This window comes from Haloarcula sp. NS06 (genome assembly GCF_051122755.1).
Lineage (GTDB): Archaea > Halobacteriota > Halobacteria > Halobacteriales > Haloarculaceae > Haloarcula.
This window is the reverse complement of sequence record NZ_CP184844.1, coordinates 1,883,300-1,908,487: the sequence shown is the minus strand read 5'-3', so window position 1 is coordinate 1,908,487 and position 25,188 is coordinate 1,883,300. Positions and strand designations below refer to the sequence as shown.

Sequence of the window (25,188 nt, the reverse complement as noted above, 5' to 3'; positions counted from 1 at the left end):
GTGCATCTGGCAGTAACGATACTCGCCCCTCAGCTGGGTTTCTCTGGATCATCACCAGCAGTTGATTCGTCATCTTCGCCGTCTCCGTCTTCGGTTAGCGCTTCGGAGGCCGGCGAGTCACTGTCGTCGGTTTCGTCGGCAGCAGGCTCACCGTCCGCCTCGGCGATTCGCTCTTCCGGGTCCCACACCTCGACAGTGTCATCGTCGTCGTCCGCCGGCAAGTCGTCGAACGCGTCATCAGCCGTCAGATCGTCGCTTGGCTCTTCAACGTCGGTGTTCCGGAGTGCCTCTAGCGGGTCGTCGTCCGGGGACTCGTCGCTGTCGGCGGCGTCCGCCATGGCCTCGATTTCGGTGTCTGCCATGGAGTCCGCTTCGTCGCGGGTCGCCGTCGACTCATCCTCAACAGCGGTGTCAGTCGCGGTAGTAGCGGTACCTGTCGGCTCGTCGGCAGTAGCGGTGTCAGCCGCGTCTGCGCCTGCGTCAGCGTTGGCTGTGTCATCGGCATCAGTCTCGACCGTGTCGACATCGGTAGCGCTGTCGTCAGCGGTGGTAGCAGTCGTATCAGCCGCCGTTTTTTCCGTCCCGCCAGTCTGCTCGTGGCCACCAGTGGGTTTGGACGCATCTGGCTGGCCATCCCCGTCATCAGTATCGTCGTCCGGTTCGTCCATCACAGCTGCCGTCGTGGCTGGTTCGCCTCTCCCCTCCGTGGCCTGTTCCAGCCGCCGCAACGCGTCCGGGGTGGCGATTGCGTAGATTGTGTCTCCGACTGCGAGGACGCGTTCGCGGGAGGGGATTGTCTCCGGCGCTGTGTCGTCGCGGGTGATCGCGACCACCGAGACTGCCAGACTGCCGACCGGCGCGCCGTCAAGCGTGCTCCCCGGTTCGACAGTGGCGGTGCCCATCGTCTCGTCGGCCGCACGGAGCAGCGAGGCGAACTCCCGGTCGGAGCGGTCCTGCACCGGGAGCGTGACGAGCTTGTACTGTGTTTGCGGGTCGAGTTTCGGCGTGTCGGCGGCGTCGATAGCGACCGTTACCACGTCGTCGGCGACGCCCCGGAGTTCGCCGGTGAGCACGCGCTTCGACGGTGCCTGCGCCCAGACCTGAACCAGATCGCCGGCGCTCGCGGCATGGGCTGGGTCTGCCTGGATAGCGACGGCGTTCGTCGAGGGCGGCAGCGTCGGGCCGATACCAGCCGCCCGCGACCCGACCGCAAGGTAGTCGACGGTGCCGTCATCGGCCAGTTCGACATCCACATGGCCGACGCCGTAGTCGGTCTTGAGCCGGCCAACCAGGCGGTCCCGGAGTTCGTCTTTCGTCAGCCGTCGAGGGAAGAGAAACCGCCGGTTTGCAAGTGTCTCTTTAGTCTCATCGGGCATCGGGTCGTAGCCGATAATGTCTTCGATATCCTCGGGGAGGCGGACAGACGTGACACGACCGACGGTCTGGACGATCTCGCTCACGTCGGCGTCGATGTTCCGGCCGCCAGTCGCGGCAAAGAGGTCAACACCCAGTCGGTCTCCAATGCGCATCCCGCCGTAGGCTCCGACGCCGCCGGCGAGGAACGCGGCAAGATTCAACAGGACTGCACCGGCCGCCAACACGTCCTCATCACCGAGGATAACCTCGCTGAGCGCAGTCGTCGCGCCGATAACGAGGACGACCGCAGTTAGCCCGAACAGGAGCCCCAGGCCCGTCTGAATCCGTTCACGGACGTACCAGCGGTAGAAGACAGCGATAGCGCCAGCCGGCGTCGCAGCGAGGAGCATAATGACGAGGAGCCAGACAACGCCCTCGACCAACGTCTGTGACACCGTCTCCAGTTGCAGGTTTGCACCGATCTGTGCAAGCAGTGTCGGGCCAAGCGGTGTCATGCGACCGCCTCCACGAAGGCATCAAGGTCGGTTCGGCGGCCAATCGCGTACAGTTCGTCGCCGGCTTCGACGGCCGCATCGCCACGCGGCGCGACCTGCCAGCCATCCTGTGTCCGGATAGCGACGATAGCAACGTCGTGGGCCTCCCGAACATGGGCATCCCGGAGCGTCGTCCCGTCAAGCGGGCCGTCGGCGCGAACCGTGAGACGGCGAAACCGGCTTCCAGCCCGGCGGAGCAGGGAGACGAGTTCGTACTCCCGGTGAGTTCCCCGGGGTTCGACCACGACCTTTGGCTGGGCCGACCGCAAGAGCGGTTGCACATCCGTCCGGGTCACAGCGACGGTGAGTCGGCCCTCGCCGCCGTCGGTCGTCGGTGCCTGAACCGGCGTCGGGGGCGCCTCGGCGTCGGCGATTTCCGGTTCCGTCGGCGTCTCGGCCGGCGTCTCATCGGCGGACGGCGTCGACCGGGCACTGACCACAGTCCCCCGAACCTGTGCGTCCTCAGTCAGCACTGTCACCTCATCGTTTCGGGCCAGCCCGGTCGGCAACAGCGTGTCGACCGAAACGGCGTGGCGATTGTCGCCCACCCGTTTCGACAGGCCCGAAAACGGCGGCGCGGCGACGACCGTCGCTCGCCCTTGCTCGTCGATTGAGACGGCGGTGTCGCCGAGATCGAACTCCGACTTCAGGCGCTCCTCCATCCGGCGTTCGAGTTCGCCGATGCGCAGGTCGGCCGGGAATCGCCACTCCTCGTTGCGAATTTCGGCTCGGAGCGGCTCGGAAAGCGGCGGATACCCCTCCATGTCGGCCACGTCACCGACGATGCGAATACGGACCTCGTCGCGGCCGCCGACGAATTCGACCACATCCGCGGAGAGTTTCTTCTCGCGTAGCCCCTGCAAGGAGAGCCGCTTCGGGAAGTTCGCGCCGAGCTGGTCACCCTTGCTATGTGCGTACAGCGATACCATCCCAACGAGGATGATTGCAGTAATGATGCGCTCGGCGTTGGGGGCCTGCGTAATCGACTTATCCGCCAGTGCCATGAGGCCGCCGCTGACGCCGGCAAGCGCGATTGCCAGCACGACAACACCGAACCCCGGCACGGTGATGCCGGTGAAATACTTGAAAGTAAACCCCAGCGCCCACGACACGAGCGCCGGTATCACTCCCACCAACAGGCCCAGATAGATCCCCATCAACACCTCGACTGGGAGCGAAGCCATGTCCACATTCTGCGTGGCCGGTAGTAAATCGCTTCCGGCCCGCGGACAGTACATTTACACCGACCGCTGTAATCTGGATGGGTATGGACAGGCCGCGGAACTGGTTGGGGGCACGCGCAACGATCATCCTGCCAGTGCTGGTGGCAGTGTTGTCGTTCGTCACTGGTGTGGTCAACATCAGTGCCGTGTCGATCAGCGGGCCGCTCGGGGGTCTCATTCCGCGAAGCATACAGCGGACAGCCGGATTCACCGGTGCGCTCACTGGGTTTACGCTACTCGTTAGCGCCATCGGACTCCGACGCCGCCTGCGAATCGCGTGGTACGCGACCGTCGTCTTGCTGCCCGTGGCAGCGATTCAGGGGCTGGTACAGAAGTCGGAGGTGGTACTTCCGTTCATTGGCACCGTGCCGAGTTCAGCCGTCTCGGTTCCGCTCGTCGTGTTCTCGCTGCTCTCGCTCCCGGTGATGCTACTGAACCGGCGGCGCTTCGACCGATCGGTCGATCTCTCGACAGCACAGCTGGCTGCGGGCGCGGCACTCGTCGGCTCGCTCATGTACGGGACGGCAGGGTCGTACGCGCTACGCGATGAATTCGCCAATCTTTCGACGGCGACCGATGCGTTCTATTACACGCTGGTCACGGCCAGTACCGTCGGGTACGGCGACGTGACCCCACAGAGCCAGCAGGCGAAGCTGTTCGGGATGTCCGTGGTCGTCCTCGGAACGGCCAGTTTCGCTATCGCACTGGGGTCGCTGCTGGGCCCAGCAATCGAGAAGCGGCTTTCGGAAGCACTCGGAAACATGACTGACGCACAACTTGACTTGCTCGAGAACCACGTACTGGTGCTCGGCCACGGCGACCTGACGGAACCGATTATCGAAGAACTGACCGGCGCAATCGATTTCGTGGTCATTACGCCGGACACAGAGACGGCCACGCGGCTCCAGCAACAGGACATCGCTGTCCTGACCGCAGACCCAAGCGATGAGGAACCCATGCAACGGGCCGGTATCGAGGAGGCCGCGGCGGTCGTTGCGGCGACGAATGACGACGCACAGGATGCGCTGGCGGTACTGACGGCACAGACGCTGAATCCGGAGGTCAACATCGTCGCCGGAGCGACCGACCGCGAGAACATCGAGAAGCTCCGCCGAGCGGGCGCGGACACGGTCATCAGCCCGGCAGTGCTGGGTGGCCACCTCATCGTTCAGTCGGCACTGGGTCGAAAGGGGATGGAGAATATCGCCGACCACCTGCTCGACGTGAGCGACGAGGACGACGCAGATATCTAGGGCCGGCCGCGGTCGACGATAGCGATGTCCGTCTCCACGTCCTCAAGCCGTTCGAATGTCGGCGGCGAAATGAATCGCGACGCCTTGCTCCGGTCACGGCTAGCCCCGATCATGATGAGGTCGTATTGCGATGCAGTATCGGACAGGAACGTCTGAATGCTTGTTCGCGGAACCCGCGTCTCGAACGCGCCCTCGTATGGCTCGATGAGGTCCGCAAGCATCTCTTCGGCCCGGCGGCGGTCCCCGCGGGAGCCGATACAGGTCGCGACAGCGACCCGCCCGCTCCGACCGGCCAGTCGCGTGGCGAAGTCGACCATGTTGTGTGCCACGTCGCTGACAGACCGCACCGGGACGATGACCTGTTTCCAGCGGGTCCGGTCGCTCCGAGACCGATGGACGACGATGTCGCTCTTACTGCGGAACAACCGCTGTAGATACGGCGTCAGCGCCCCGTGCTGACTCTCGTAAGGTGCGACGATGAGGTCACAGTTGGTTTCGGCCGCAGTCTGCAGCGTCGTCTTGGCCGGCGAGCCATCGTCGCTCGCGACGACGACCTGACAGGAGACGCCCGTTCGCGTCTCGATCCGGTCGGCGTGGGTCTCCAGCCAGTCGACCTCCGCTTCAAGATCGGTCTTGTCCGGCGACACCCCTGCGGTGGCCGGGTCACCGCCATCGCCGACGAGGCGGGTCCGGGCCGGTGGCGACTCTGCGCCGTTCTCCGACCGAATGTCCATCTGTATCGTGTCCCGCGTGAGGGATTGCTGGGCCGTGGCGGCGTCGCTGTCCGAAACCACGTCCAGCAGGACCACTTTGCCGGCTTCGTGGGCGGCTGCGAGTCGCGCGCCTAGCATCGCTGTCTGTCCTGCCGAGTCGCCGCGCATCGGGACCAGAACGTGGTCGTCACCGGACATCGACTCGTAGAGATACGTTGCTCGCTGTTCATAGAACTGCTCGCGCCAGATGACGAAGAGAACCGCCACGAGCGAACTGGCGAGGAAGATGCTGGCAACGAACGTCGCCCGTTGGCTCGGTTCGACCAGCAGCGCCAGCAAGGCGGTGGAGTACGATGAGGGCTCCTCGATGTCCAGCGGCCAGGTGACAACGCCAGTCGCGAAGACAGCGAGGCCGGCACCGAGCGCGTTGACACCGAACTGGCCGCCCGGTGCTGTGAGATAGCCGTTCGAAACGGCGAGTGCACCCAGCCCACAGACCGCGCCGATGGTGAGCCCCGCGACGAACCGCTTCGGATCGGAGTACTTGCTCGTCGGGTCGATGAACAGGGTGTACGACCCCGCCGCGAGCGGCGGGAACAGTAGGAAACTGAGTCGTGGGACAGTGTTTGCTAGCGTTGTCACCAGCACGATCGCAAGCGGAACGAACACCAGCATGGAGAGGTGGACGAGGTTTTCGGTCACCTCGGCCCACCGTCTGAAGTCCTGTAGTTCGCGGCGCTCGACCCGCCGGAGCCGTCTGACCGCCGCGTGGAGTCGCTTCCGGAACTGGTCGAGCATACAGTTTTCCACGGGAGAGTGTCTGTTAAGCCCTCCGCCGGAAAGCGGCGCGACCGGACACTCATGGGGTCCGATAGCCCGGCTGGCGCTCTCAGAAGTCCAGCAGTTCCAACCCTACAGCGACGCGGCCGCCGTCAGACTGATTTCGATAGCGCGCTCGACGTTGTTCTTGGCTTTCTCGGGGAGTTCCTCGCCATCGGTTTCGCCCTTCTGCGTCCCCTCGACGAGGTTTCCGTCGACGGTACAGATAGCGCCCGAGCGCAGGCCCTTGCGACGGCACAGCGAGAACAGCGCGGCGGCCTCCATCTCGACGGCCAGCAGGCCCGCGGCCTCCCAGTCGTTGATGTATTCGTCCGTCTCGGCATAGAAGGCGTCATCCGTGGCGATGGGGCCGACGTGAACGTCCTCGTCGTTCGCCTCGGCGGCGTCGACCAGCGACGAAAGCACGTCGTAGTCGGGGACAGCCGGAATCTCCACGTCCTCGTAGCGTTTCGTCGTCCCCTCGTCCTTGGCAGCGCCATTGGCGACGACCATGTCGCCGATTTCGATGCCTTCCTGAAGCGCGCCGGTCGTTCCGACACGGATGAGCGTCTCGACGCCGACTGCCTCCAGCTCCTCGACAGCGATGGCCGTCGACGGCGAACCGATGCCGGTCGAGCAAATCGTCAGTTCGCGGCCGTCGTAGGTCGCGTTGACGAGTTTGTACTCGCGGTTCTCCGCGACGACCTCGTGGTCGTCACAGAGGCCTGCAATGCGGTCGACGCGTCCGGGGTCGCCCGGCACGAGCGCGATATCTGTTAGGTCACCCGGCTCAACGAGTAGATGCGGTTGTTTCGCCATACAGGCCAGTCGCACGGAACTATTTAGTAGTCAATGGATTTCCGTCGGTCACAACAGTGAGGTAGGACGGCCGTGAGAGAGGACGTATGGCAGACGATATCTCGCTGTTCGACAGGCGGATGCGAGGGCCGGCGGGTATCGCTCTCGCCGCCGGAGTCGTCCTCGGACTGCTGACCGGCTACACCATCGGCGCAGGAACGCCGAACGGCCCCTCGTGGACCCTCGTCGTCCCGTTCGCGCTGCTCGCCAGCGTCTTCCTGTATCTCGGGGCCTACAGAAACCTCTCGAAGCGAGTCGGGGACACGTAGCTTACAGCCAGGTAACGAGCACCGGGGTGAACAGTGCAAGCGCCGTCCCGAAGATGAACGCCGTGAGTGCCCACTGTCGGATAATCTCGTCAGCGTCGTCTCGGACGCTGCCGCCGAAACGAGGCATAGCGACACGGGCGAAAAAGTAGTAGATGAACGTGGAGATGCCCACAACACCGACGATATGGGGTATCAGCGGGACGCCGTTGACCGGGAGCGCCGTCGGAAGCACGAACGAGAGGCCAGCAACAACCGCGCCGTACAGCAGCGCCGCGACGAGGGCGGTGCCGTGATGGACGACGACAGCGAGGGGACGACTCACTGCACTCGGGTCAGTGCGGGTGAGTCCGGCCGCGGCAACGTACGCCGGCAGGTACCCCTCGTCCTGTGTCACCATCGGGATGTTCAACAACAGGCCGACGACCGCGCCGGCGACGACACAGACGAACGCCCACTGCGTGAGGGGGTAGTCAAGCACGTACCATCCCTTGTTCGCAGTGCCAATGAGCATTGTGTCATGCGACTGGGGAGGCGCAGCGGTACAGTTCCAGAACAGGGTCCGGGGCTAGAACGGCCCGCCGTCAGGATAGCTACTCCGGGTGTCTCACCGAGCGCCAGCAAGCTTGTTTCAGCATCCGCGGTAGTGTCGTCTTGGAGCAACCGTCCCCGGAGCTCAATTCACTCAATATAGTACACCACGATAATATATATGTCGCCGCACGAAATCATGATGCAAGTTATATCATGACACAGCAGCGCTACCAGAACGGAAAGCAGGTGATCAGACGCTGGGACAAAGTTTTCAAGGCTGTTGCCGTCGAGCCGCGGCGACAGCTCATCATCACGTTGTTGGATGCCCACCCTGACGAGACAGTCCCCCTCCCCGAGAGTGCGGTAAACCCAAACGTCCCGCCGGATCCAGAGGGCCTTCGGCAGGAGTTGTACCACTGTCATCTGCCGATGCTGTCCGACCACGAGTTCATTACGTGGGAAAGTGAGCCACTGGTTGCCAGTCGCGGTCCACGGTTTGATGAGGTGGCTGTCGTGTTCGAATCGCTACAGTCCAACGCGACGGACGTTCCGGATTCACTCGTGTTCGGATGTCAGCGGCTCGAACGGGAACGGCAGGAGCGATTCGGTGATTCGGTCCCAGAGTAGCCGCCCTCAGACCGGACTGAACAGGAACAGGACGATGTTGTTCGTGGCCGGGCCGATGCCGACGGCGGTCACGACCGCGAGCAAGAGGCTCGCTTCGACGGGGTCCTCTTCGAGATAGTCATCCAGCAGGAAGACAACCCCAATCGCCACGAGGAGTTTGACGAACACGAACAGCCAGCCTTTACCAAGATACGGGGCCGTCGGAAGTGTGCCGGCGAACTCCATGATTCGGGCCGGGATTGGCGTTCGTTCCGTGATGCCGATAACATCAGCGCCGACCGCCGTCGAGACGCCGTCGAGCATATGCGCGAACACGACCGTCGGGGCTGCATAGCGCATCCGAACCACGACCGGTGTCCGCCATAGCGCGACCGCAAGCACCGTCACCGCGGTGGCAACCGTCGCGACGACGACAGCGATGGTTGGCCAGATAAGCCCCAGCAGGTCGGACTCCAGTGCCATCACGACAGCGATGACAAGCAACACCGTCAGGAGTCCGATACCAATATACCCCAGATTGCGCGATATCGTCTCGCTGTGGCCGCGGCGAACGCTGAACAGCGTCAACGTGATCCAGACGACGCCCAGCGTGACGAAGGTTGTGAGGTACACCGCCGGCGCGCCGAACAGCGGCGTGACTACGGGCCTGTACGCTTCAATCGGTGGCTGGTGGAACGCGTGGAGTGCGCCGCCAAGCGCCATCCACGGCGTCAGGGCAACCACGGTCCGCTGGTCGATCGGTGGTTCGAGGGCGTACAGCAGCGCTGTCACCACGAGCGTGCCCGCAAGCAGCCCAACAGTGTACTCAAGCGGCGGGAGCGCTAACCCCGAAGGCAGTACCATGTCCCCCACGCCGACTCCGATGAGGGAAAATCTTCCGAACGAGACTGACGGAGGGAATCACAGCCTGAGCGGCGACCGTCGGACACTGAAGACGGAGAGACAGTAAACCACCCACCGTCTGCCGCCCGCCGTCTTTACGTAGATACCACGTGTCACCCCGCGGTATGGACGATATACCAGACCGAATCGAGCATACAGTCCTCGGACCGACGACGACACCGGACGACATACGAACCTGTCTGGACGAGGCGCTCCAGTACGGCATGCGAGCATGCATCCCGCCGTGGGCGCTCCCGCTGGCGACCGAGTACGCGAACGTCCCACTCACGGCCGTCATCGACTTCCCACACGGCCAGGGTCAGACCGACAGCGTCTGCCAGGCGGCCAAGTTGGCCTGGGACGCTGGAGCCGACGAACTGGATATGGTGTGCAACGTGGGCTTGCTCAAAGCCGGCGAGGACGACGCCGTCCGGGACCACATCACCGAAGTCGTCGCTAGCGTCCCGGTTCCCGTGAAGGTCATCGTCGAAGCGCCGCTGCTTTCCGATGACGAACTCGAACGGGTCGGGCAGCTCACGGCTGATGCCGACGCCGCGTATCTCAAGACGGCGACGGGATTCAGCGAGGGCGGTGCGACGGTCCACGACGTGGAGATTCTCAGCAAGTACCTCCCGGTGAAAGCCAGCGGCGGCGTCGGGTCGTGGGCCGACGCCAAGGCGATGTTCGAGGCCGGAGCCGAGCGGATCGGTGCGTCGAGCGGCGATACCATCGTTCGGGAGTGGCAGGCCGCAACGGAAGGTGAGACCGTGACCGAACCGGAATCAGACCGAGACGACGCGGCCACAGACGACGGCTACTGACCAGTCCAATCCGTCGCCCTTTTGCCGTCCTGGCGATAGTGTCTGGATGAATGGCCCGGTATCACATCGAGACGTACGGGTGCACCTCGAACAGAGGTGAAACCCAGCAGATCGAGCAGGCGCTCCGGGAGGGCGGGCACCACCCCGCCGACGGGCCGGAGTCCGCCGACGTGGCGATCCTCAACACCTGTACGGTGCTTGAGAAAACCGAACGCAACATGCTCGCACGGGCCAAAGAACTCGACAAGGAAACGCCGGCCGACCTCGTCATCACGGGCTGTATGGCGCTCGCACAGGGCGAGGAGTTCCAGAGCGCCGACATCGACGCCGAGGTGCTCCACTGGGACGACGTCCCGCAGTACGTCCTCAACGGCGAGTGCCCGACGATCACGCCGGACACCGAAACGGTGCTCAACGGCGTCGTCGGCATCCTCCCCATCGCCCGGGGCTGTATGTCAGACTGCTCCTACTGCATCACCAAGCAGGCGACCGGTCGAATCGAATCGCCATCTGTCGAGGAGAACGTCGAGAAGGCCCGCGCGCTCGTCCACGCCGGCGCGAAGGAAGTCCGTATCACCGGCCAGGACACGGGCGTCTACGGCTGGGATACGAACCAAGGGACGAGCCTCCTGCCGGAGCTACTGGACCGCATCTGTTCCGACATCGACGGCGACTTCCGGGTCCGTGTTGGCATGGCGAACCCGAAGGGACTCCATGGCGTCCGTGAGGAACTCGCAGCGGTGTTTGCCGAACACGACAAACTATACAACTTCATCCACGCGCCGGTCCAGTCTGGCAGCGACGACGTGCTGGCCGACATGCGCCGCCAGCACGCCGTTTCGGAGTATCTGGAGGTCGTCGAGACGCTGGACGACCACCTAGACTACTGGACGCTATCGACGGACTTCATCGTCGGCTTCCCGACCGAGGAGCCGGCCGACCACGAGCAATCGATGGCGCTGCTTCGCGAGACCCGCCCCGAGAAAATCAACGTCACGCGCTTCTCCAAGCGGCCCGGAACCGACGCCGACGATATGAAGGGACTGGGCGGCCAGACGAAGAAGGACCGCTCGAAGGAAATGAGCGAGGCGAAGATGGAACTGATGGCCGAGGCCTACGAGGAGATGGTCGGCCACACGTCCTCGGTGTTGCTCGTCGAGGACGGCACCGACGAGTCGCTGGTTGGCTACGACGAGGCCTACCGGCAGGTCGTCATCGCTGACGCACAGGAACGCGGCCTCGAAATCGGTGACACGGTAGACGTGGAAATCACGAGCCACAACACCGTGTACGCCTTTGGCGAGCCGGTCGAGCGAGCGCAGATAGCGGACTGACGGGTCGTCAGCTCACATTTTCAGTCAGAACGACCGGCCCCTCAGTCGCTACGATAGGCTTCGCGAAGGAACGTGACCGCTGCGCCGAACATCGCGAGGTTCCCGAAGAAAGCCAAGCGCTCGCCGCCCCGGTTGTCCGGGTCGGCGTTCCAGAAGTCGTGCATCGTCGGCGTGACGACGGCCAGAAACGTGGCGACGGCACCGGTCGAAATACGGGGGAGCCGCCAGAATGCCGTCCCCAGCCCGCCGACCAGCATCATTCCCGAGGCCAGCGGGGCCAGCAGGTCCGGTGCGGGGACGCCCGCAGACTCAGCATACTCGATAGCATCCTCCATGTCACGGAAATCCTCAGCGGCTTGGAGGGCCACACCGAGGCCGAACAACAGTCGTCCAAGCGCGAGCCAGCTACGCGATGAGTCATCACCCATATGCTATCGCATGGCACGACAGGTATTAAAACGTCACTCCAAGTCAGCGAGCCGTTCCACTTCTTCGTCGTCTTTCCACTCGCCGAGTTCCTTTGGGTCAACGTGGATGAACGCGTCGTCGACCTCCGGAAGCTCCTCGATAGATTTGATGACCGCCGTCTCGATGTCGTGGGCCTCGAACAGCGTCAGGTCGCCCTCCACCTCGATGTGGAGGCTCACGTCGATTTCGGGACCGACGTAGTGAGCGATGACGTCGTGTGCGCCGCTGACCTTCGGGTGGTCGAGCGCGCGGCGGAGGATTTCGCGCCGGAGGTCTTCCGGCGGTGCGCCGCCGACGAGATACGTGACGTTTTCCTGGACGACCTCGATGCCGGTGTAGATGATGCCGACGGCGACGACGAGTGCGGCCAGCGGGTCGGCGATAGGGTAGCCGGCCATCGCGCCGGCGACGCCGACCAGCGCCGCTCCTGCTGTGAGGATGTCGTTACGGTTGTCCTTCGCTGTCGCAATGAGCGCCGGGGAGTTACGGTCCGTGCCCGCGCGGAGACAGTACCGGTAGAGCCCGTACTTCGCGACGGCCGAGAACGCGAGCACGAGCACAGCGGCTGGCCCCTGTGTCACCGAGATGTCCCCGGTCAACAGGGCGGTTCCGGCGTTCCAGAGGACGAACCCGCCAGCGGCGAAGATACCCGCGGCGACGAACAGCGAGACGAACGGCTCGATACGCTCGTGGCCGTGGGGGTGCTCGAAGTCCGGCGGGCGCGTTGTCAGGTACAGCCCGGCAACGATGACCAGCGAGTAGGCGGTGTCGGCGGCGCTGTTGACCGCCTCGGACTGGACGGCGAAGCTTCCAGTGGTGAGCCAGACGCCGGCTTTCAGCAGCACGAGGAGAAGGTTGACGCCGAGAACGAGCAGGCCGACTCGCCTGAGCGTCGCGCGGCGTGACATTGCTCCCCCGTTGTCGGGCCGCCGTCAAAGCCGCTTCGACACTGACCTATCCCTGTGGCCGAGGCCGGGACGCGAAGGTTGCCTTCGTTGGTGAGAACGGATCATACACCGACTGGTGGCAGTTACAGTACACCTTGTCGGCGGCTTCGAACTTCGCGCTTCCAGGCGTCTTTTTGTACCCGGGATTACAGCAGAGGTGCGTACAGCGGTTCACCCATGCGATGAAATCCTCGGCGGTGGCCGCGTCTATGAATTCACGTATCTCACCGGCGAGGTCGGCGTACTTGTCTTCACCGGCGACCATCTTCGCGACGGCAGGTGTCCGGAGTACCTGAACCTGAATCTCCTTGACGTCCTCGCCCTGTGAGCGCCAGGTCGCGACCGCTGGCTTGCCGAGACCGTCGCTACCGATGTTGTTTCCCCACGACTCGTAGTCCTCGAAGTGCTCGACACGGAGTTTATCGCCGTCGCGTAGCTCGGATTGCCAGTCGTACGTCGCCTTCGACCTGAGGAACCCATCGCGATCGGGGTCTGGTTCGAGTCCCGCAGCGACTTCGAGCCCACAGTACTGGAACCACTGCTGGGAGTACGTCACGCCGCCCAGTTCGCCCTTGGCGATACGGAAGGTATCGCCGCCCGCTGTTTCTTCTGAGACGGACGGCCAGATGCCGCGGAGTGCGCCATCGGATATCTCCAGCGGGACGATCGGCATCGGTCGGTTCGCCGGGCCAGCGATGTTCCGGATGCCGACATAGGACACGGTACCGCCACCGACGCCGCCTTGGTCGGTCGTTGCGTCGACTGCGAGGCCACCGACGGTTGTCACCCCCGACAGCGCACTGGCGCCGACCAGTCCTTTGACGAAGCGGCGGCGACCGGATGGAGCCGGGTACTTATCACGCTGGCCGTGATTTAGAGGGCCTTCTTGGGTCATGGGACCATACGACGGTTTGACGGCCACTGAAAAAGGCCCACCCGATGCTTTTCAGCTACCGGAAATCGGCTGTCTGACCACAGTTCTACCGGCGAAGACCGTAGCTTAGCTGGATGCCAGAACAGCCGGTCTACTCGACTCGAACAGCCCCATCCGCAGGAGCAGTCGTCCCGTCTTGTGACGCGAACGCAGCGTAGAGCCGGTCGTACGTCTCTTCGACAGCCTCGACGATGACTTTCGTATCACTGATGACCGGCATGAAGTTGGTGTCGCCGTTCCACCGCGGCACAATGTGGGTATGGAGGTGGTCGTCGATGGAGCCGCCAGCCGCCGTTCCGCCGAGGTTTAGCCCCGCGTTGAACGCATCCGGGGATAGCGCAGTTTCGAGAGCGTCGAACGTCCGCTGTTTCAGTCGAGCGTGGTCGAGCAAGGTTTCGTCGTCGAGATCGCCGTACTCGCCGGTGTGGGTGTGGGGAATGACCATCACGTGTCCGGGATTGTACGGATAGTTGTTCAGGAGGACAAAGGCATGGTCGCTTCGCGCCACGAGATTGTTCGCCCGGTCGTCGTCCTGTGCCTGAAACGCACAGAACACGCAGTCGACATCTGGGTTCGTCTCCTCGCGCTCGACCCACTCGATGCGCCACGGCGCAAACACCTTGTCCATACCGCCAGTTGTCGACCCATCAGCAAAAACGGCAGGACTGTGGCTGTGAAGCGCATATATAAAAGTGTTGGCCGTTCACGCAACCTGAGTGGATTCTGTGGCCTTAGCGAATCTTTTAAACATTCTTGGCTTACCTAACGCCGCCTTCAGCAGAAATCGACTTCCGTCTTGCGATAAACAGTGCTGAACGGACCAGAACTGAAGGTGGTTTTTATACTCTCTACCGGGCTTGTATCAGACGGGATGGCAGCGATAAACGGCGGCGTTGACATGGCCGAACACTGTACCACGTGTGACCGTGAAACACCGCACGGCGTGCGTGTCCAGATACAGACAGAGTCCGATAAACGCGAAAACGCGGCGTTTTCCCGGGAGCCGTATCGGGTTAGCGAGTGTCAAATCTGTGGGACAACCACGTCGACACGGATGAACAACGCCTGACCATCCCACACACCCCACCCCCACCCCACCATTTCCGTACGCCACGCGGTTTCTGACTACGTGGCCACACACCCCCACCCCACCTTTCCATACGCCACGCGGTCTCTGACTGCGTGGCCACACACCCCCTACTCCACCCTTTCCACTATTCGCAGAGTGGTGGCGTTGCTCGAAAACGGTATCCCGATGTCACCCAGCAGGTTCGAAGCCGTATCGCGTTACCGCGAGCGCGTCGTTACTTCACAGCCGTCCTCGGTGATGATGACAGTGTGTTCCTTCTGGCTGACGTACGCGCCGTCCTGCTCTTTGAGGACTGGGTAGCCGTGGACAATGTCCTGCTGTTTCAGGCGGCGAAGCGCCATCTCCGCTCGCGGCGAGTCGAGCCAGCGTGCGGCAAACGGCAGCGTACGGTACTCCTCGGTGATCTGTTCGAGGACCTGGCGGGCCTGCCGGTTGCGGACTGACCCCTCCCGTTCGAGGGCGAAAATCTCCTCGTCGGCCCCTTCCTGCACCTTGCCGCGGCCGTCGGTGGCGAACGGCTCGATAGCGACCACGTCGCCCACGTCGAGTGTCGCACCCTGTGCCACTTCGCGGTTCGGGATGTTCGGCGATGTGTGTTGCTCCCAGTGACCGAGTCCGTGGCCGGTGAGATTCACGACGGGGTTGTAGCCGTACCCCTCGATGACCTCCTCGACGGCTGCGCCGATCTGGCCCACGTCAACACCCGGGCCGGCAACGTCCAGCGCGGCGTCCAAAGCCTCTTCGGGGGCTTTGGCGAGTTCGTCCTGCCCGGAGAGATCGACCGTCACGGCGGTGTCGGCGAGCCACCCGTCGACGTGGACGCCGATGTCGAGGTTAACCATCTCTTCACCGAACGTCGCGTCGTCGTCGCGCTCAGGGGTAGCGTGAGCGGCCTCCTCGTCGATGGAGATGTTCACCGGGAACGCCGGCTCGCCGCCCAGCTCCCGGATCTTGTCCTCGGCCCACTGAGCGACTTCGAGGTGGGAGACGCCCACCTCGACGCGCTCGGCCGCCTCGTCGCGCACCTGTGCCAGAATCTCGCCCGCTTCGCGGCATTTCTCGTACTGCTCGGAATCGAAGTCCACGTCAGTCATGCACGCCGGTTAGTCGGTGGCGGCCAAAGGGGTTTCCCTCTGGTTATCTCGTCGCGGTTTGCATTGCGGCAGTGTTCCGTTCGGCTCCGGTGTGGCCGGCGTGGTCGAGAAGGATTACGCCGGCACGCCCGCCAGTCGCGTCTTCGAACTCGGCGATTGCTTCTTCGGCGGCCTGTTTCGGGCCGTACGTGCCCAAGAGTTCGACAGCGCGGCGAGCCAACCCGAACCGGGCGATAGCTTCTCCCTCTCCGGTCGCGCTCGCACCACCGCGGTCGTCCGCGTAGAAGCCAGCGCCGACCTGTGGCACATCGCCGACTCGACCGGCCAGCGCGTACCAGCGCCCGGCGGTCAACGTCGCCGCGACGAGGCGGTCTCCATCGGTTGCGACAGCGCCGACGGTGTCAGTACCGCTGAAATGCTCACGGACCCAGTCGAGGTGGTCGGCGGGTCCACCGTCGGGCGGGTCCGCACGCTCGTATCGCTGTCGCGTCTCTGTAGTCGTGAGGTCCCGGCCGGTTTCGACACCTGTGCCAGCCGCGAAGTCAACGGCTTCGTTGCCGGCCAGCAGGACGTGTGGCGTCTCAGTTGCCACAGTATGGGCCACATCCGTAGCGTGTACAACACCAGACATTGCACACGCCGCTCCGACCCCGCCGCCGTCGGTCATCAGTCCAGCGTCAGTCCGGACTTCGCCGTCGCTCTGGATTGCCCCACCGACGCCGGCGTTGAACGCCGGATCCGATTCGAGCGGCCGAAGCGCGGCCAGCACCACCTCTATCGGACCCTCTGCATCCGTCGCCTGTTCAGCGGCCTCTGTGAGGGTTCCCTGCCGAGTGGCCGGTGTCTCCGGGAGACTGCCCGCGCCGCCGTGGACGATAACGTGCATACAGCCCCGTTGACACACGAAAGGCATATTACCTCCGACAGTTGCGATAGTGACGTGCCGGCGTGCGGTCGTGACCTTTCTTTACGCGCTGTGTTACCACGTCTGAGGCAAAGCGGCACGCCTTTAGGGGCGACTATCAATTGGCGGAATATGGGCTACGATTACGACAAAGTGGAGATTCCCGACGAGGGACAGCAGATTCAGGTCACGGAGGACGACGAACTCGACGTTCCGGAAAACCCAATTATCCCCATCATCCACGGGGACGGTATCGGGACGGACGTCGGTCCGGCCGCACAGAAGGTGCTCGAAGCTGCCGCGAACGCGACCGGTCGTGACATCTCTTGGATGCGCGTCTACGCCGGCCAGTCCGCCCGGGACAAGTACGACGAGAATCTCCCTGATGACACCGTCGAAGCCATCAAAGAGTTCAACGTCGCTATTAAGGGCCCGCTAACGACACCGGTCGGCGCTGGCTTCCGCTCGCTGAACGTCGCACTCCGGAAGACGCTCGACCTCTACGCGAACGTTCGCCCGACCTACCACATCGAGGGCGTCCCGTCACCGGTCAAGGACCCCGAGGAGATGGACATGGTCACCTTCCGGGAGAACACCGAGGACGTCTACGCCGGCATCGAGTGGGAGGCCGGCACCGACGAAGTCGAGGAGGTCAAGGAGTTCGTCGAGGATGAGATGAACTTCGACGAGACCATCCACGACGGCCCGGTCGGCATCGGCGTCAAGCCGATCACCGAGTTCGGGACCAAACGCCTCGTCCGCGAGGCCATCGACTACGCCCTCGAAGAGGACCGCGACAGCGTCACGCTGGTTCACAAGGGCAACATCATGAAGTTCACCGAGGGTGCCTTCCGTGACTGGGGCTACGAAGTCGCCGAAGAAGAATACGGTGAGCACGTCATCACCGAGGACGAGCTATGGGACGAGTACGACGGCGAGACGCCCGAGGACGCGCTCGTTGTCAACGACCGCATCGCCGACAACATGCTCCAGCAGCTCCTGACCCGTACCGACGAGTACGACGTCATCGCGACGATGAACCTCAACGGGGACTACATGTCCGACGCCGCCGGCGCACAGATCGGTGGGCTCGGCATCGCCCCCGGTGCGAACTTCGGCTCGGCTCGCTGTCTCGCAGAGCCGGTCCACGGCTCCGCGCCGAAGTACGCCGGCGAGGACAAGGTCAACCCGACCGCGATGATTCTCTCCGGCCGCCTCATGCTCGAATACATGGGCTGGAAGGACGCCGGCGAGCTCGTTCGTGACGCCGTCGAGGAGACAATCTCCTCGGGCAACGTCACCTACGACCTCGAACGTCAGATCGAGGGCGGCACGAAGCTCGCCACCAGCGAGTTCGCCGAGAAGGTCGTCGAGAACATAGAGAAGCTGGCCTGAAGCCAACTTCTCTGGCTCGCGCGGTTACACCGCGCGAATATCGAGAAACTCGCATAAGCTAGTCGCGCTGACTACATAGACGCTCCATTTTTATCGCACATTACAGCTCGAGAGCGACGAGACAGGCGCGGAGTCTGTCAATAGAACAGAGCTGTCACTCATCGGTTTCCTTTGTCTACGGAGCGTACCCGGTCCGAAAAGCGTTACTCGGTCAGCGGCATAACCACACCGAACACGAGCGGCGAGAGAAGCCCGACGAGAATACCGAGCATTTCTATGTCGACCAGCAGCGTGTCGCCCCAGGCAGGGAGCGTCCCGAGAACGGTGCCCCCAGCGACTTCCCCTGCGATACCGAGGAGGAACAACCCTGCCCCGAGCATGAACCCGCGCTTTGCGAGTGTCGCGTAGTCCGCGTTCCAGTTTTGACTCATACAAGTCAGTTCTCGTGGGCCTACTAAGCTTTCTCGGATCGAAAGAGCTACAAGCGCATTCGTAGTGATATCTGTGCATACATGGTTTCAGAATCGATTCCGGAACTATTCGAACTCCTGCTCTCGACGCTTCTCGCAACCGGGCTAACTGTAGGGGGAGCACTCACCGAACAGGCCGCTCTCGTCGACCTGTCCGGCGGCATCTCCGCGTTCGCTGCCTGGGAGGTGTACATGGGTCTGGTCCTCCTGTACGCTGGCTATATGCTCAGCTCACGGCGGGTACTGCCCGCGCTCGGTAGCGCCTGATCTGTTCTTTGCAGGCGGACTAGTAGTCCTGAAGCGACCGCTGGGTCGTATTGGCGACCCACTCCGGCTGTCTCACCGTTGTCGACCCGATGTGTCGTAGCCGCATCTCTTGTGTGACACGAACCTGCCGGTCGCTTCGTTCAGCGTCGAAAGCCAGCCGAAACGCCGAAACGGTGCCATCGTGATTGACGCGGAGTCGGACGGAGACGTTGCGGGGGTCGCTCACGAACAGCGGTGTGTTGAGTCTGTCAGGGTTGCTAAGGCGGGTGCCGACGAGGACGACGACGCCATCACTCCGGTCGGCAACGGAGAGGTCGACGGCTTCCCCGATCCCACGGATCGTCCGGCGCTCCGAGAGGTCCGAAACCGGGCCGTCGTCGGGGACAGACCACTTGACCTGGCTGCGGCGGTTCACTCGCTCGTCGTACTGGGCCGCGACGATGGAGCCGTTGGTCCAGTAGTCAATGCGGGTAGTGAACGTGTTCAGTTCCGTGCCGTTCTGTCGGAACCGCCCTGCGTACGTCGTCTTGTTCACCGCAACGTAGCGCGTATGGTTTGACCGTCGGAGTAACGTCCCGTTGCGGTCTGTGACTCGCTGGCGAGTGATCAGCGTGTAATTTGTCGTCGCAAGTGTCCGCTCGTGAGCGCTGGCCAGCGTTGACGGAATCACTGCGTCGTCGCTCACGCCCGGCGGATACCCGACCCCGTCAGTCGGCACCGCCGCCGGTGTGACCGTCTCTGGACTGTCCGGCTGGACGAACCCGGAACAGCCAGCGAGGACGAGCGTGAGCGTCACGATAGCAGCCACTGCCCGCGTCATCAACTACCATACGGCCGCAGGACTCAAACAGTTGTGGTTAGTCCTGCCAGTCCGGGTTTGGTCTGGGCGGACTGAACACGTCGATGCCGCGGACCGGCTCCTCACCGTCGTTGCGCGCTTCATGTGGTTCCTCGCTCGGGACCACATAGGAGTCTCCGGGGCCGATGACGTACTCCTCGCCGTTGACGTGGAACGTGAAGGTCCCTTTGACAACGTAACCGACCTGCTCGTGGTGATGGCTGTGCTCCGGGACGGCCGCGCCTGGTTCGATATGGAACTGCTGGACGCTCATCTCCTCTCCGACGGCCATCTGTGTCAGGTGCACGCCGTCGACTGCTTCGACTGTCTCACAGGCCGCCTGCGGTACTTCTTCCATGGGCGGTGCTGTCGCGCCCTCTCCACCTAAGCGTTCGTCCCCCGGCATCGGACGTCGGTGGGTTCAGTACCGTCCAGCCCTGACGGAGAGCTATGTACGCGGTCGTCGGGTGTAGTGAGTGCAGTGCGCTGTGGGTCACCGAAGGGCGACCGGAGACGACCCAGTGCCCGCGGTGTGGCACGCGCCGCAAACACGAGAAGCGTCGGAAGTTCATCGAGACGGACGACGAGGCCCACGCCCGCGAGGTTCGGGCCTCGATGCTGGCCAACCGTCAGGGGGAGGGCGACGCCTTCGCGGAGTTGGACTCCTACGCCGAGATGGAGCGGCAGGTCGACGACGTGGGTGTGGATGACGAGACATACCTCGAAGATTCGGGGATCGACACCGACGCCGTGTCGGCGGCCGCCGACCGCGCCGAACAGGGAGCGACGGGCGGGTCAAGCCGCAAGGAGACGGTAACGAGCGCGGTGCGGGAACTGGATGAGCCGACCGAGGACGACATCGTGGGGTACGCGGAAGAGCGCGGCGTCCCGGCGTCGTACACCCGGAAGGCGTTGAAAAAGCTGGTTCGCGCCGGCGAAGCATCGGAAAGCCGGGGGCAGTACCGGCTGCTATGACCGAGACACTGGATTTCGAGCTTGGACCAGTCGCGGTCGGGACGCTCGTCGGTCTCTCTGGACTGCTGTTCTTGCTCACGCCGGTCGTCGAACCCGTCGCAGTCGGCTCGTTGCGGGTGAGCACGGTTGCGCTCTCGGCGGTCGTTCTCACGCTCGGGTTCGCGCTGGGGACGGTCGTGTTCGCTCGCCGGGGCCGCCGGCTGTTCGCCATCGCCCACGGTGTCTTTGCCGTCGCGTGGGCGCTGCTCGTGCTCGGCCCGCTGCTCGGGCGGGAAGCGCTCCTGCTCGCCGGCGTCGTCGTGCTCGTCGCGGGGGCCGGCTTTCTGGTGAGCCAGAGTCGGGAGTGACAGCACACCTCCCCGAAGCCGGGACTACCGCCCGAGGTCAGCGTGCGCCGAGGAGAGGTGGCGCGAGGACAGCGCCGCAAGCAAGGAGAGTTCGCCAGCCAGCGCGCCGGCGGCGATGACTTCGGCGAGCGCGTCGGCGTTGCTCCCGGCAGGGTCACCGCCGCCGCTGTACCCCAGCACGTCAAGCGCTTCGGACTGGGTTGGCAGGCCCGTGCCGCCGCCGACGGTACCGACCTCCAGCGATGCGATGGTGACGGAGGCGTATAGACCGTCCTCGCGAGCGTCGACCGTCGTGATAGCGTTACTCCCTTCGACTACCTGTGCGATGTCCTGCCCGAGCGCGAGGAAGGCGGCAGCGACGACGTTGGCAGCGTGGGCGTTGAACCCCAGCGCACCGGCCTTCGCCGAGCCGACGAGGTTCTTGCGGGTGTTGGCCTCGACGATAGCGTCGGACGTCGTATCGAGTCGGTCCTCGACCTGCTCGTGGGGGATGAGCACGTCGGCGGCGACGGTGCGGCCCCGGCCCTCGACGGCGTTGATGGCAGCAGGCTTCTTATCCGAACAGAGGTTGCCCGACAGCGCCACGAGGTCGGCCGGCGTTTCGGACTCGACAACGTCACAGGCCGCCTCCGTCGCGATGGTGGCCATGTTCATCCCCATCGCGTCCTTGGTGTCGTAGGAAAAACGAAGGAAGACGCTGTCACCGACGACGTAGGGTGTCACGTCCTGTAGTTCGCCGTGACTCGTCGTCGACTCGGCGGCGTCGGCGAGAACATCGACGTGTTCGCGAACCCAGGCCGACACCTCGCCTGCCTCGGCCACATCCTCGACGCGAAACACCGGCGCGCGGGTCATCCCGGACTTGAGGACGCGAGCGGTCGCGCCCCCGGCGTTGCGGATGGTCGAGACGCCGCGGTTGACTGAGGCCAGCAGCGCGCCCTCGCTGGTCGCCAGCGGGAGGTGGTGGTCGCCGTCAGCGGCTCCACCGTCAACAGGCAGCGGGCCAACGACGCCCATCGGAACCTGTGCCGCGCCGACCATATTCTCAATATTGCTCTCGGCGTCGGCGGCGTCGAAGGTGTAGTCGCCGACCGCGGAGAGGTCCGCACCAGTCTCCTCGGCCAGCAGGTGCCTGCGGGCAGCCGCTGCAGTGTCAGGGTCGGCGTGGTCTTCCAGTTCGTAGAGCCGCAACTCACCGTCACGAATGCGCTCTGCGAGCGCGACGACGTCGGAGTCGGTCATACTGACCGGTGTGGCTTCGGGGCTCCTAACAGTTGCTCTTGGCGGGCCAAGGGTTTTGCAGTCGCCGCGCCCGGAGTCTGTATGGTCGACCGCGTATTCACAAACTGTGAGGTACGGCCGCTGTCCGGCGACGACCCGGCGTCAGCGGTTGCAGTAACGGACGGCACGGTTACCGCCGTCGGGGACCCGGACGAACTCTCGGCCGCGGGTGCTGAGACCGTCGACTGTCGCGGTGGCGTTCTGTTGCCCGGCTTCGTCGACGCCCATACGCATCTGGACATCGTCGGCCGGCGTGCGATCGAAGCCGATCTCGCCGGGGCAGACGGACCGAACGACTGCATCGACCGGCTGCTGGCGGCCGACGACGGCGAGGGCTGGGTTCTGGGCTTCGGCTACGACGAGAGCGACTGGGGCGGGGACTTGTTGCAGGCGGCGACACTGGACCGGGTAAGCACTGAACGTCCGGTCGCGGCCGCGCGGGAGGACATCCACACCGTATCGGTGAACCACGCCGCGCTGGACGTGCTGGATCTGCCCGACGACGGCGTTCAGACCGGGGACGGCGCGCCGACCGGGGTACTCGTTGAAGAAGCCGCCGAGGCCGTCTTCGATGCCATCGCGCCCGACTACGCACAGACACGGGAGTACCTGCTGGCTGCACAGGAGGTGGCCCTCTCGAAGGGAGTCACCGCTGTCCACGACATGGTTCGGCAGTCACACGCCCCACGAGTGTACCGCGATTTAGATACCGAGAACGCCCTTTCCCTGCGAGTGCGACTCAACTACTGGGCGGACCATCTCGAAGCAATCAGAGAACTCGGTCTGGTGACGAACCACGGGAGCGACCGCGTCCGGACGGGCGCGATCAAGGCGTACATTGACGGGTCGCTCGGGGCTGGAACCGCGCGGCTCCGGGACCCATACGCCGACAGCGACAGCGTCGGCGAGTGGCGGACGGACCCCGACGCACTTCGGGAACTCGTGTCGGCGGTCGACGACGCGGGCCTCCAGTTCGCCGCCCACGCCATCGGCGACGCGGCTATCGACACGCTGCTCTCAGCTATCGAATCCGTCGATGCCGCGGACGAGCGCCACCGTGTCGAACACGCCGAGGTCCTCACCGGTGACCTCGTGGAGCGACTGGCAGCGTCGCCGCTGGTCGTTTCGGCCCAGCCGAACTTCCACCGCTGGGCAGCGACGGGGGACCTGTACGACGAACGCCTCGGCGAGCGTCGCGGACTGACGAACCGTTTCCGCGACCTCGTTGATGCCGGCGCACAACTGGCCTTCGGGAGCGACTGTATGCCGCTCTCTCCGCTGTATGGCGTCCAGCAGGCCGTCACTGCGCCGGAACCGAGCCAGCGCCTGACAGTCGACGAGGCGCTCCGGGCGTACACCAGCGGTGCTGCGTATGCAGGCTTCGATGAGGACCGGATGGGCACGATTACGCCGGGATCGGTCGCGGATTTCGCTGTGCTATCGGCCTCGCCGTGGGAAATGCCAAACGGGGAGATTTCGGACACAGCAATCACGATGACCGTCAGCGCTGGCGATATCGTATTTGACTCCGGTGACTGAATCAAACAAAGAGCGGTATCGAAGCGCCACAGTTCTTGTTGTTCGGTAACAAATAACTTGGTTCAACAATACAGGGTATAGAACCGGATATATCGCCAAAGTCGAGTATAAAACCAGAGTGGCCACCAAGTCCAGAAACAAAAATAGAGTTGCCACCGATATTGATTATACAATCTTCTCCGCCACCAACCAACTCTTTTGAAGATAAAATCTTTTCACCGAGCAGTTCCGAAGTGTGAGTACCCACAGGTGGATACAACGTGCCCGAAATGGAAACCGCCGCGTTCGAGACGGATCTGAGCCTCTTCAAGTATGACAACCTCGAGCAACTCCCGCCGGCGTACCGGGACCTCGAGGCAGACGAGCGGACCGAGCGCATCGAGAGCGCGCTCGCCGAGCTTGGCGACGACGTGGTCATCCTCGGCCACAACTATCAGCGGCGGGAAATCGTCGAGCACGCCGACTTTATCGGCGACTCCTACCAGCTCTCGAAGGAAGCCGCCCAGTCCGACGCCGATTACGTAATCTTCGGTGGCGTGACGTTCATGGCTGAATCCGCGGACATTATCACGGACGACGATCAGTCCGTGATTCTCCCGTCGATGGAGGCGTCCTGCCCGATGGCCGGCATGGCCGAGGCGCTGCAGGTCGACGCCGCGTGGGCGGAACTGACCGCGGCGCTCGACGACGACGAGGAAATCATCCCAATCACGTACATGAATAGCTACGCCGACCTGAAGGCCTTCTGCGCCGAGCAGGGCGGTCTTGTCTGTACGTCCTCGAATGCCCACAAAGCGTTCGAGTACGCCTTCGAGAAAGGTGACAAGGTGCTGTTCCTTCCCGATAAACACCTCGGCGAAAACACGGCCCACCGGCTCGACATGGCCGACGAGACAGTCGAGTGGGACCCCTGGGACGCCGAGGGCACCGACGCCGCCGACGCCGTCGAAAACGATGTCATCCTCTGGGAAGGGTACTGCCAGGTTCACGAACGCTTCCGCGAGCACCACATCGACTCCATCCGCGAGGACTACCCCGACGCGAACGTCATCGTCCACCCCGAGTGTCGCCGCGAAGTCGTTGAGGCCGCCGACGTGGCCGGCTCCACGTCGACTATCTGTGAGTCCGTCGCCGAGGCTGACCCCGGCGAGACGTGGGCCATCGGCACGGAGATTCACCTCACGCACCACCTCCAGCGGTGGCACCCAGAGGTGAACGTCGTCCCGCTGTGTGGCGACGCCTGCATGGACTGCAACGCCATGCGCCAGATCGACCCGAACTACCTCGCGTGGGTGCTAGAGGAACTGGTCGAGGGCCGCGAGCGCAACGTCATCGAAGTCGCGCCCGAAGAGAAGGAACTGGCACAGGTCGCGATGGACCGAATGCTGGAGATCTAACC

General features: G+C 63.8%; 29 protein-coding genes. 12 read left to right on the top strand and 17 right to left on the bottom strand.

What is annotated here, in order from left to right:
• Nucleotides 1-29 precede the first annotated feature (29 nt).
• Together ACODNH_RS13685 and ACODNH_RS13680 are read right to left on the bottom strand one after the other, a co-directional pair.
• A complete protein-coding gene (locus ACODNH_RS13685; protein ID WP_306705022.1) occupies nt 30-1,871 on the bottom strand; it encodes a cation:proton antiporter regulatory subunit in 1,842 nt (613 codons plus the stop codon).
• The gene (locus tag ACODNH_RS13680; protein ID WP_306705020.1) at nt 1,868-3,148 is read right to left on the bottom strand and encodes a potassium channel family protein; all 1,281 of its coding nucleotides are present in this window, start codon (nt 3,146-3,148) and stop codon (nt 1,868-1,870) included. The genes ACODNH_RS13685 and ACODNH_RS13680 overlap by 4 nt, the downstream gene beginning before the upstream one ends.
• 29 nt (nt 3,149-3,177) lie before the next feature.
• Between ACODNH_RS13680 and ACODNH_RS13675 the strand changes: the two genes are divergently transcribed.
• Nucleotides 3,178-4,386 (top strand): NAD-binding protein, encoded by a 1,209-nt coding sequence (locus ACODNH_RS13675; protein ID WP_306705018.1) that lies wholly within the window; start codon nt 3,178-3,180, stop codon nt 4,384-4,386.
• On the opposite strand, the gene ACODNH_RS13670 is transcribed toward ACODNH_RS13675, so the two are convergent.
• Nucleotides 4,383-5,897: an HPP family protein gene (locus ACODNH_RS13670; RefSeq protein ID WP_306705016.1), complete on the bottom strand. Its 1,515-nt coding sequence runs from the start codon at nt 5,895-5,897 to the stop codon at nt 4,383-4,385. The two genes, ACODNH_RS13675 and ACODNH_RS13670, sit on opposite strands and share 4 nt — an antisense overlap.
• 114 nt (nt 5,898-6,011) lie before the next feature.
• The gene (locus ACODNH_RS13665) at nt 6,012-6,737 is read right to left on the bottom strand and encodes a nucleoside phosphorylase (protein ID WP_306705015.1); all 726 of its coding nucleotides are present in this window, start codon (nt 6,735-6,737) and stop codon (nt 6,012-6,014) included.
• Nucleotides 6,738-6,823: 86 nt separating this feature from the next.
• Here ACODNH_RS13665 and ACODNH_RS13660 point away from each other — a divergent pair, with 86 nt between their 5' ends.
• Nucleotides 6,824-7,045: a hypothetical protein gene (locus ACODNH_RS13660; RefSeq protein ID WP_306705013.1), complete on the top strand. Its 222-nt coding sequence runs from the start codon at nt 6,824-6,826 to the stop codon at nt 7,043-7,045.
• Nucleotide 7,046: 1 nt separating this feature from the next.
• On the opposite strand, the gene ACODNH_RS13655 is transcribed toward ACODNH_RS13660, so the two are convergent.
• A complete protein-coding gene (locus ACODNH_RS13655; protein WP_306705011.1) occupies nt 7,047-7,556 on the bottom strand; it encodes a hypothetical protein in 510 nt (169 codons plus the stop codon).
• Between the two features lie 233 nt (nt 7,557-7,789).
• On the opposite strand from ACODNH_RS13655, the gene ACODNH_RS13650 reads away from it, so the two are divergent.
• Entirely contained in the window at nt 7,790-8,203 is a 414-nt protein-coding gene (locus ACODNH_RS13650) for a hypothetical protein (RefSeq protein WP_306705009.1), read from the top strand.
• 6 nt (nt 8,204-8,209) lie between these two features.
• Here the strand turns inward: ACODNH_RS13650 and ACODNH_RS13645 are convergent, their stop codons facing one another.
• Nucleotides 8,210-9,046, bottom strand: coding sequence for a DUF63 family protein (locus tag ACODNH_RS13645; protein WP_306705007.1), 837 nt, complete (start codon nt 9,044-9,046; stop codon nt 8,210-8,212).
• 164 nt (nt 9,047-9,210) lie between these two features.
• Between ACODNH_RS13645 and deoC the strand changes: the two genes are divergently transcribed.
• Both deoC and ACODNH_RS13635 read left to right on the top strand, forming a co-directional pair.
• Complete coding sequence (deoC, locus tag ACODNH_RS13640; RefSeq protein ID WP_434530430.1) at nt 9,211-9,906, top strand: deoxyribose-phosphate aldolase; 696 nt, start codon at nt 9,211-9,213, stop codon at nt 9,904-9,906.
• Nucleotides 9,907-9,956: 50 nt separating this feature from the next.
• The gene (locus ACODNH_RS13635) at nt 9,957-11,240 is read left to right on the top strand and encodes a tRNA (N(6)-L-threonylcarbamoyladenosine(37)-C(2))-methylthiotransferase (protein WP_434530429.1); all 1,284 of its coding nucleotides are present in this window, start codon (nt 9,957-9,959) and stop codon (nt 11,238-11,240) included.
• A 41-nt stretch (nt 11,241-11,281) separates the two neighbouring features.
• Here the strand turns inward: ACODNH_RS13635 and ACODNH_RS13630 are convergent, their stop codons facing one another.
• From ACODNH_RS13630 to ACODNH_RS13615, 4 genes are all read right to left on the bottom strand, one after another.
• Nucleotides 11,282-11,668: a DoxX family protein gene (locus ACODNH_RS13630; protein WP_306705001.1), complete on the bottom strand. Its 387-nt coding sequence runs from the start codon at nt 11,666-11,668 to the stop codon at nt 11,282-11,284.
• Between the two features lie 33 nt (nt 11,669-11,701).
• Complete coding sequence (locus ACODNH_RS13625) at nt 11,702-12,616, bottom strand: cation diffusion facilitator family transporter (protein WP_434530428.1); 915 nt, start codon at nt 12,614-12,616, stop codon at nt 11,702-11,704.
• 46 nt (nt 12,617-12,662) lie between these two features.
• Entirely contained in the window at nt 12,663-13,550 is an 888-nt protein-coding gene (locus ACODNH_RS13620; RefSeq protein WP_434530427.1) for a ubiquinol-cytochrome c reductase iron-sulfur subunit, read from the bottom strand.
• 130 nt (nt 13,551-13,680) lie between these two features.
• Nucleotides 13,681-14,217, bottom strand: coding sequence for an HIT family protein (locus tag ACODNH_RS13615; RefSeq protein WP_434530426.1), 537 nt, complete (start codon nt 14,215-14,217; stop codon nt 13,681-13,683).
• Between the two features lie 243 nt (nt 14,218-14,460).
• Here ACODNH_RS13615 and ACODNH_RS13610 point away from each other — a divergent pair, with 243 nt between their 5' ends.
• Nucleotides 14,461-14,658: a hypothetical protein gene (locus ACODNH_RS13610; RefSeq protein WP_306704993.1), complete on the top strand. Its 198-nt coding sequence runs from the start codon at nt 14,461-14,463 to the stop codon at nt 14,656-14,658.
• Between the two features lie 218 nt (nt 14,659-14,876).
• Here ACODNH_RS13610 and map read toward each other — a convergent pair whose 3' ends face one another.
• Nucleotides 14,877-15,773 carry a type II methionyl aminopeptidase gene (gene map / locus ACODNH_RS13605; RefSeq protein ID WP_306704991.1) on the bottom strand — a complete coding sequence of 299 codons (897 nt, stop codon included), beginning with the start codon at nt 15,771-15,773 and terminating at the stop codon, nt 14,877-14,879.
• A gap of 43 nt (nt 15,774-15,816) precedes the next feature.
• A complete protein-coding gene (locus ACODNH_RS13600; protein WP_434530425.1) occupies nt 15,817-16,659 on the bottom strand; it encodes an isoaspartyl peptidase/L-asparaginase in 843 nt (280 codons plus the stop codon).
• Between the two features lie 150 nt (nt 16,660-16,809).
• On the opposite strand from ACODNH_RS13600, the gene icd reads away from it, so the two are divergent.
• Nucleotides 16,810-18,072: an isocitrate dehydrogenase (NADP(+)) gene (icd, locus tag ACODNH_RS13595; RefSeq protein ID WP_434530424.1), complete on the top strand. Its 1,263-nt coding sequence runs from the start codon at nt 16,810-16,812 to the stop codon at nt 18,070-18,072.
• Nucleotides 18,073-18,275: 203 nt separating this feature from the next.
• Here the strand turns inward: icd and ACODNH_RS13590 are convergent, their stop codons facing one another.
• A complete protein-coding gene (locus tag ACODNH_RS13590; protein ID WP_004593747.1) occupies nt 18,276-18,503 on the bottom strand; it encodes a hypothetical protein in 228 nt (75 codons plus the stop codon).
• Nucleotides 18,504-18,584: 81 nt separating this feature from the next.
• On the opposite strand from ACODNH_RS13590, the gene ACODNH_RS13585 reads away from it, so the two are divergent.
• Nucleotides 18,585-18,809, top strand: coding sequence for a hypothetical protein (locus ACODNH_RS13585; RefSeq protein WP_306704982.1), 225 nt, complete (start codon nt 18,585-18,587; stop codon nt 18,807-18,809).
• A 19-nt stretch (nt 18,810-18,828) separates the two neighbouring features.
• Here ACODNH_RS13585 and ACODNH_RS13580 read toward each other — a convergent pair whose 3' ends face one another.
• Both ACODNH_RS13580 and ACODNH_RS13575 read right to left on the bottom strand, forming a co-directional pair.
• On the bottom strand, nt 18,829-19,629 hold the full coding sequence (locus tag ACODNH_RS13580) for a hypothetical protein (RefSeq protein ID WP_306704980.1): 801 nt from the start codon (nt 19,627-19,629) through the stop codon (nt 18,829-18,831).
• A 37-nt stretch (nt 19,630-19,666) separates the two neighbouring features.
• On the bottom strand, nt 19,667-20,005 hold the full coding sequence (locus tag ACODNH_RS13575; RefSeq protein WP_306704978.1) for a cupin domain-containing protein: 339 nt from the start codon (nt 20,003-20,005) through the stop codon (nt 19,667-19,669).
• Nucleotides 20,006-20,097: 92 nt separating this feature from the next.
• Between ACODNH_RS13575 and ACODNH_RS13570 the strand changes: the two genes are divergently transcribed.
• Entirely contained in the window at nt 20,098-20,622 is a 525-nt protein-coding gene (locus ACODNH_RS13570) for a DUF5817 domain-containing protein (protein WP_434530423.1), read from the top strand.
• Nucleotides 20,619-20,969, top strand: a complete 351-nt coding sequence (locus ACODNH_RS13565) for a hypothetical protein (protein ID WP_434530422.1) — start codon at nt 20,619-20,621, stop codon at nt 20,967-20,969. Before ACODNH_RS13570 ends, ACODNH_RS13565 begins: the two co-directional genes overlap by 4 nt.
• Before the next feature lie 24 nt (nt 20,970-20,993).
• Here the strand turns inward: ACODNH_RS13565 and hmgA are convergent, their stop codons facing one another.
• Entirely contained in the window at nt 20,994-22,211 is a 1,218-nt protein-coding gene (gene hmgA, locus ACODNH_RS13560; protein ID WP_306704971.1) for a hydroxymethylglutaryl-CoA reductase (NADPH), read from the bottom strand.
• A gap of 81 nt (nt 22,212-22,292) precedes the next feature.
• On the opposite strand from hmgA, the gene ACODNH_RS13555 reads away from it, so the two are divergent.
• Nucleotides 22,293-23,789, top strand: coding sequence for an amidohydrolase (locus tag ACODNH_RS13555; protein WP_306704967.1), 1,497 nt, complete (start codon nt 22,293-22,295; stop codon nt 23,787-23,789).
• A 1-nt stretch (nt 23,790) separates the two neighbouring features.
• On the opposite strand, the gene ACODNH_RS13550 is transcribed toward ACODNH_RS13555, so the two are convergent.
• Complete coding sequence (locus ACODNH_RS13550) at nt 23,791-24,036, bottom strand: hypothetical protein (RefSeq protein ID WP_306704966.1); 246 nt, start codon at nt 24,034-24,036, stop codon at nt 23,791-23,793.
• A gap of 22 nt (nt 24,037-24,058) precedes the next feature.
• Here ACODNH_RS13550 and nadA point away from each other — a divergent pair, with 22 nt between their 5' ends.
• Entirely contained in the window at nt 24,059-25,186 is a 1,128-nt protein-coding gene (gene nadA, locus ACODNH_RS13545; RefSeq protein WP_306707443.1) for a quinolinate synthase NadA, read from the top strand.
• Nucleotides 25,187-25,188 lie beyond the last annotated feature (2 nt).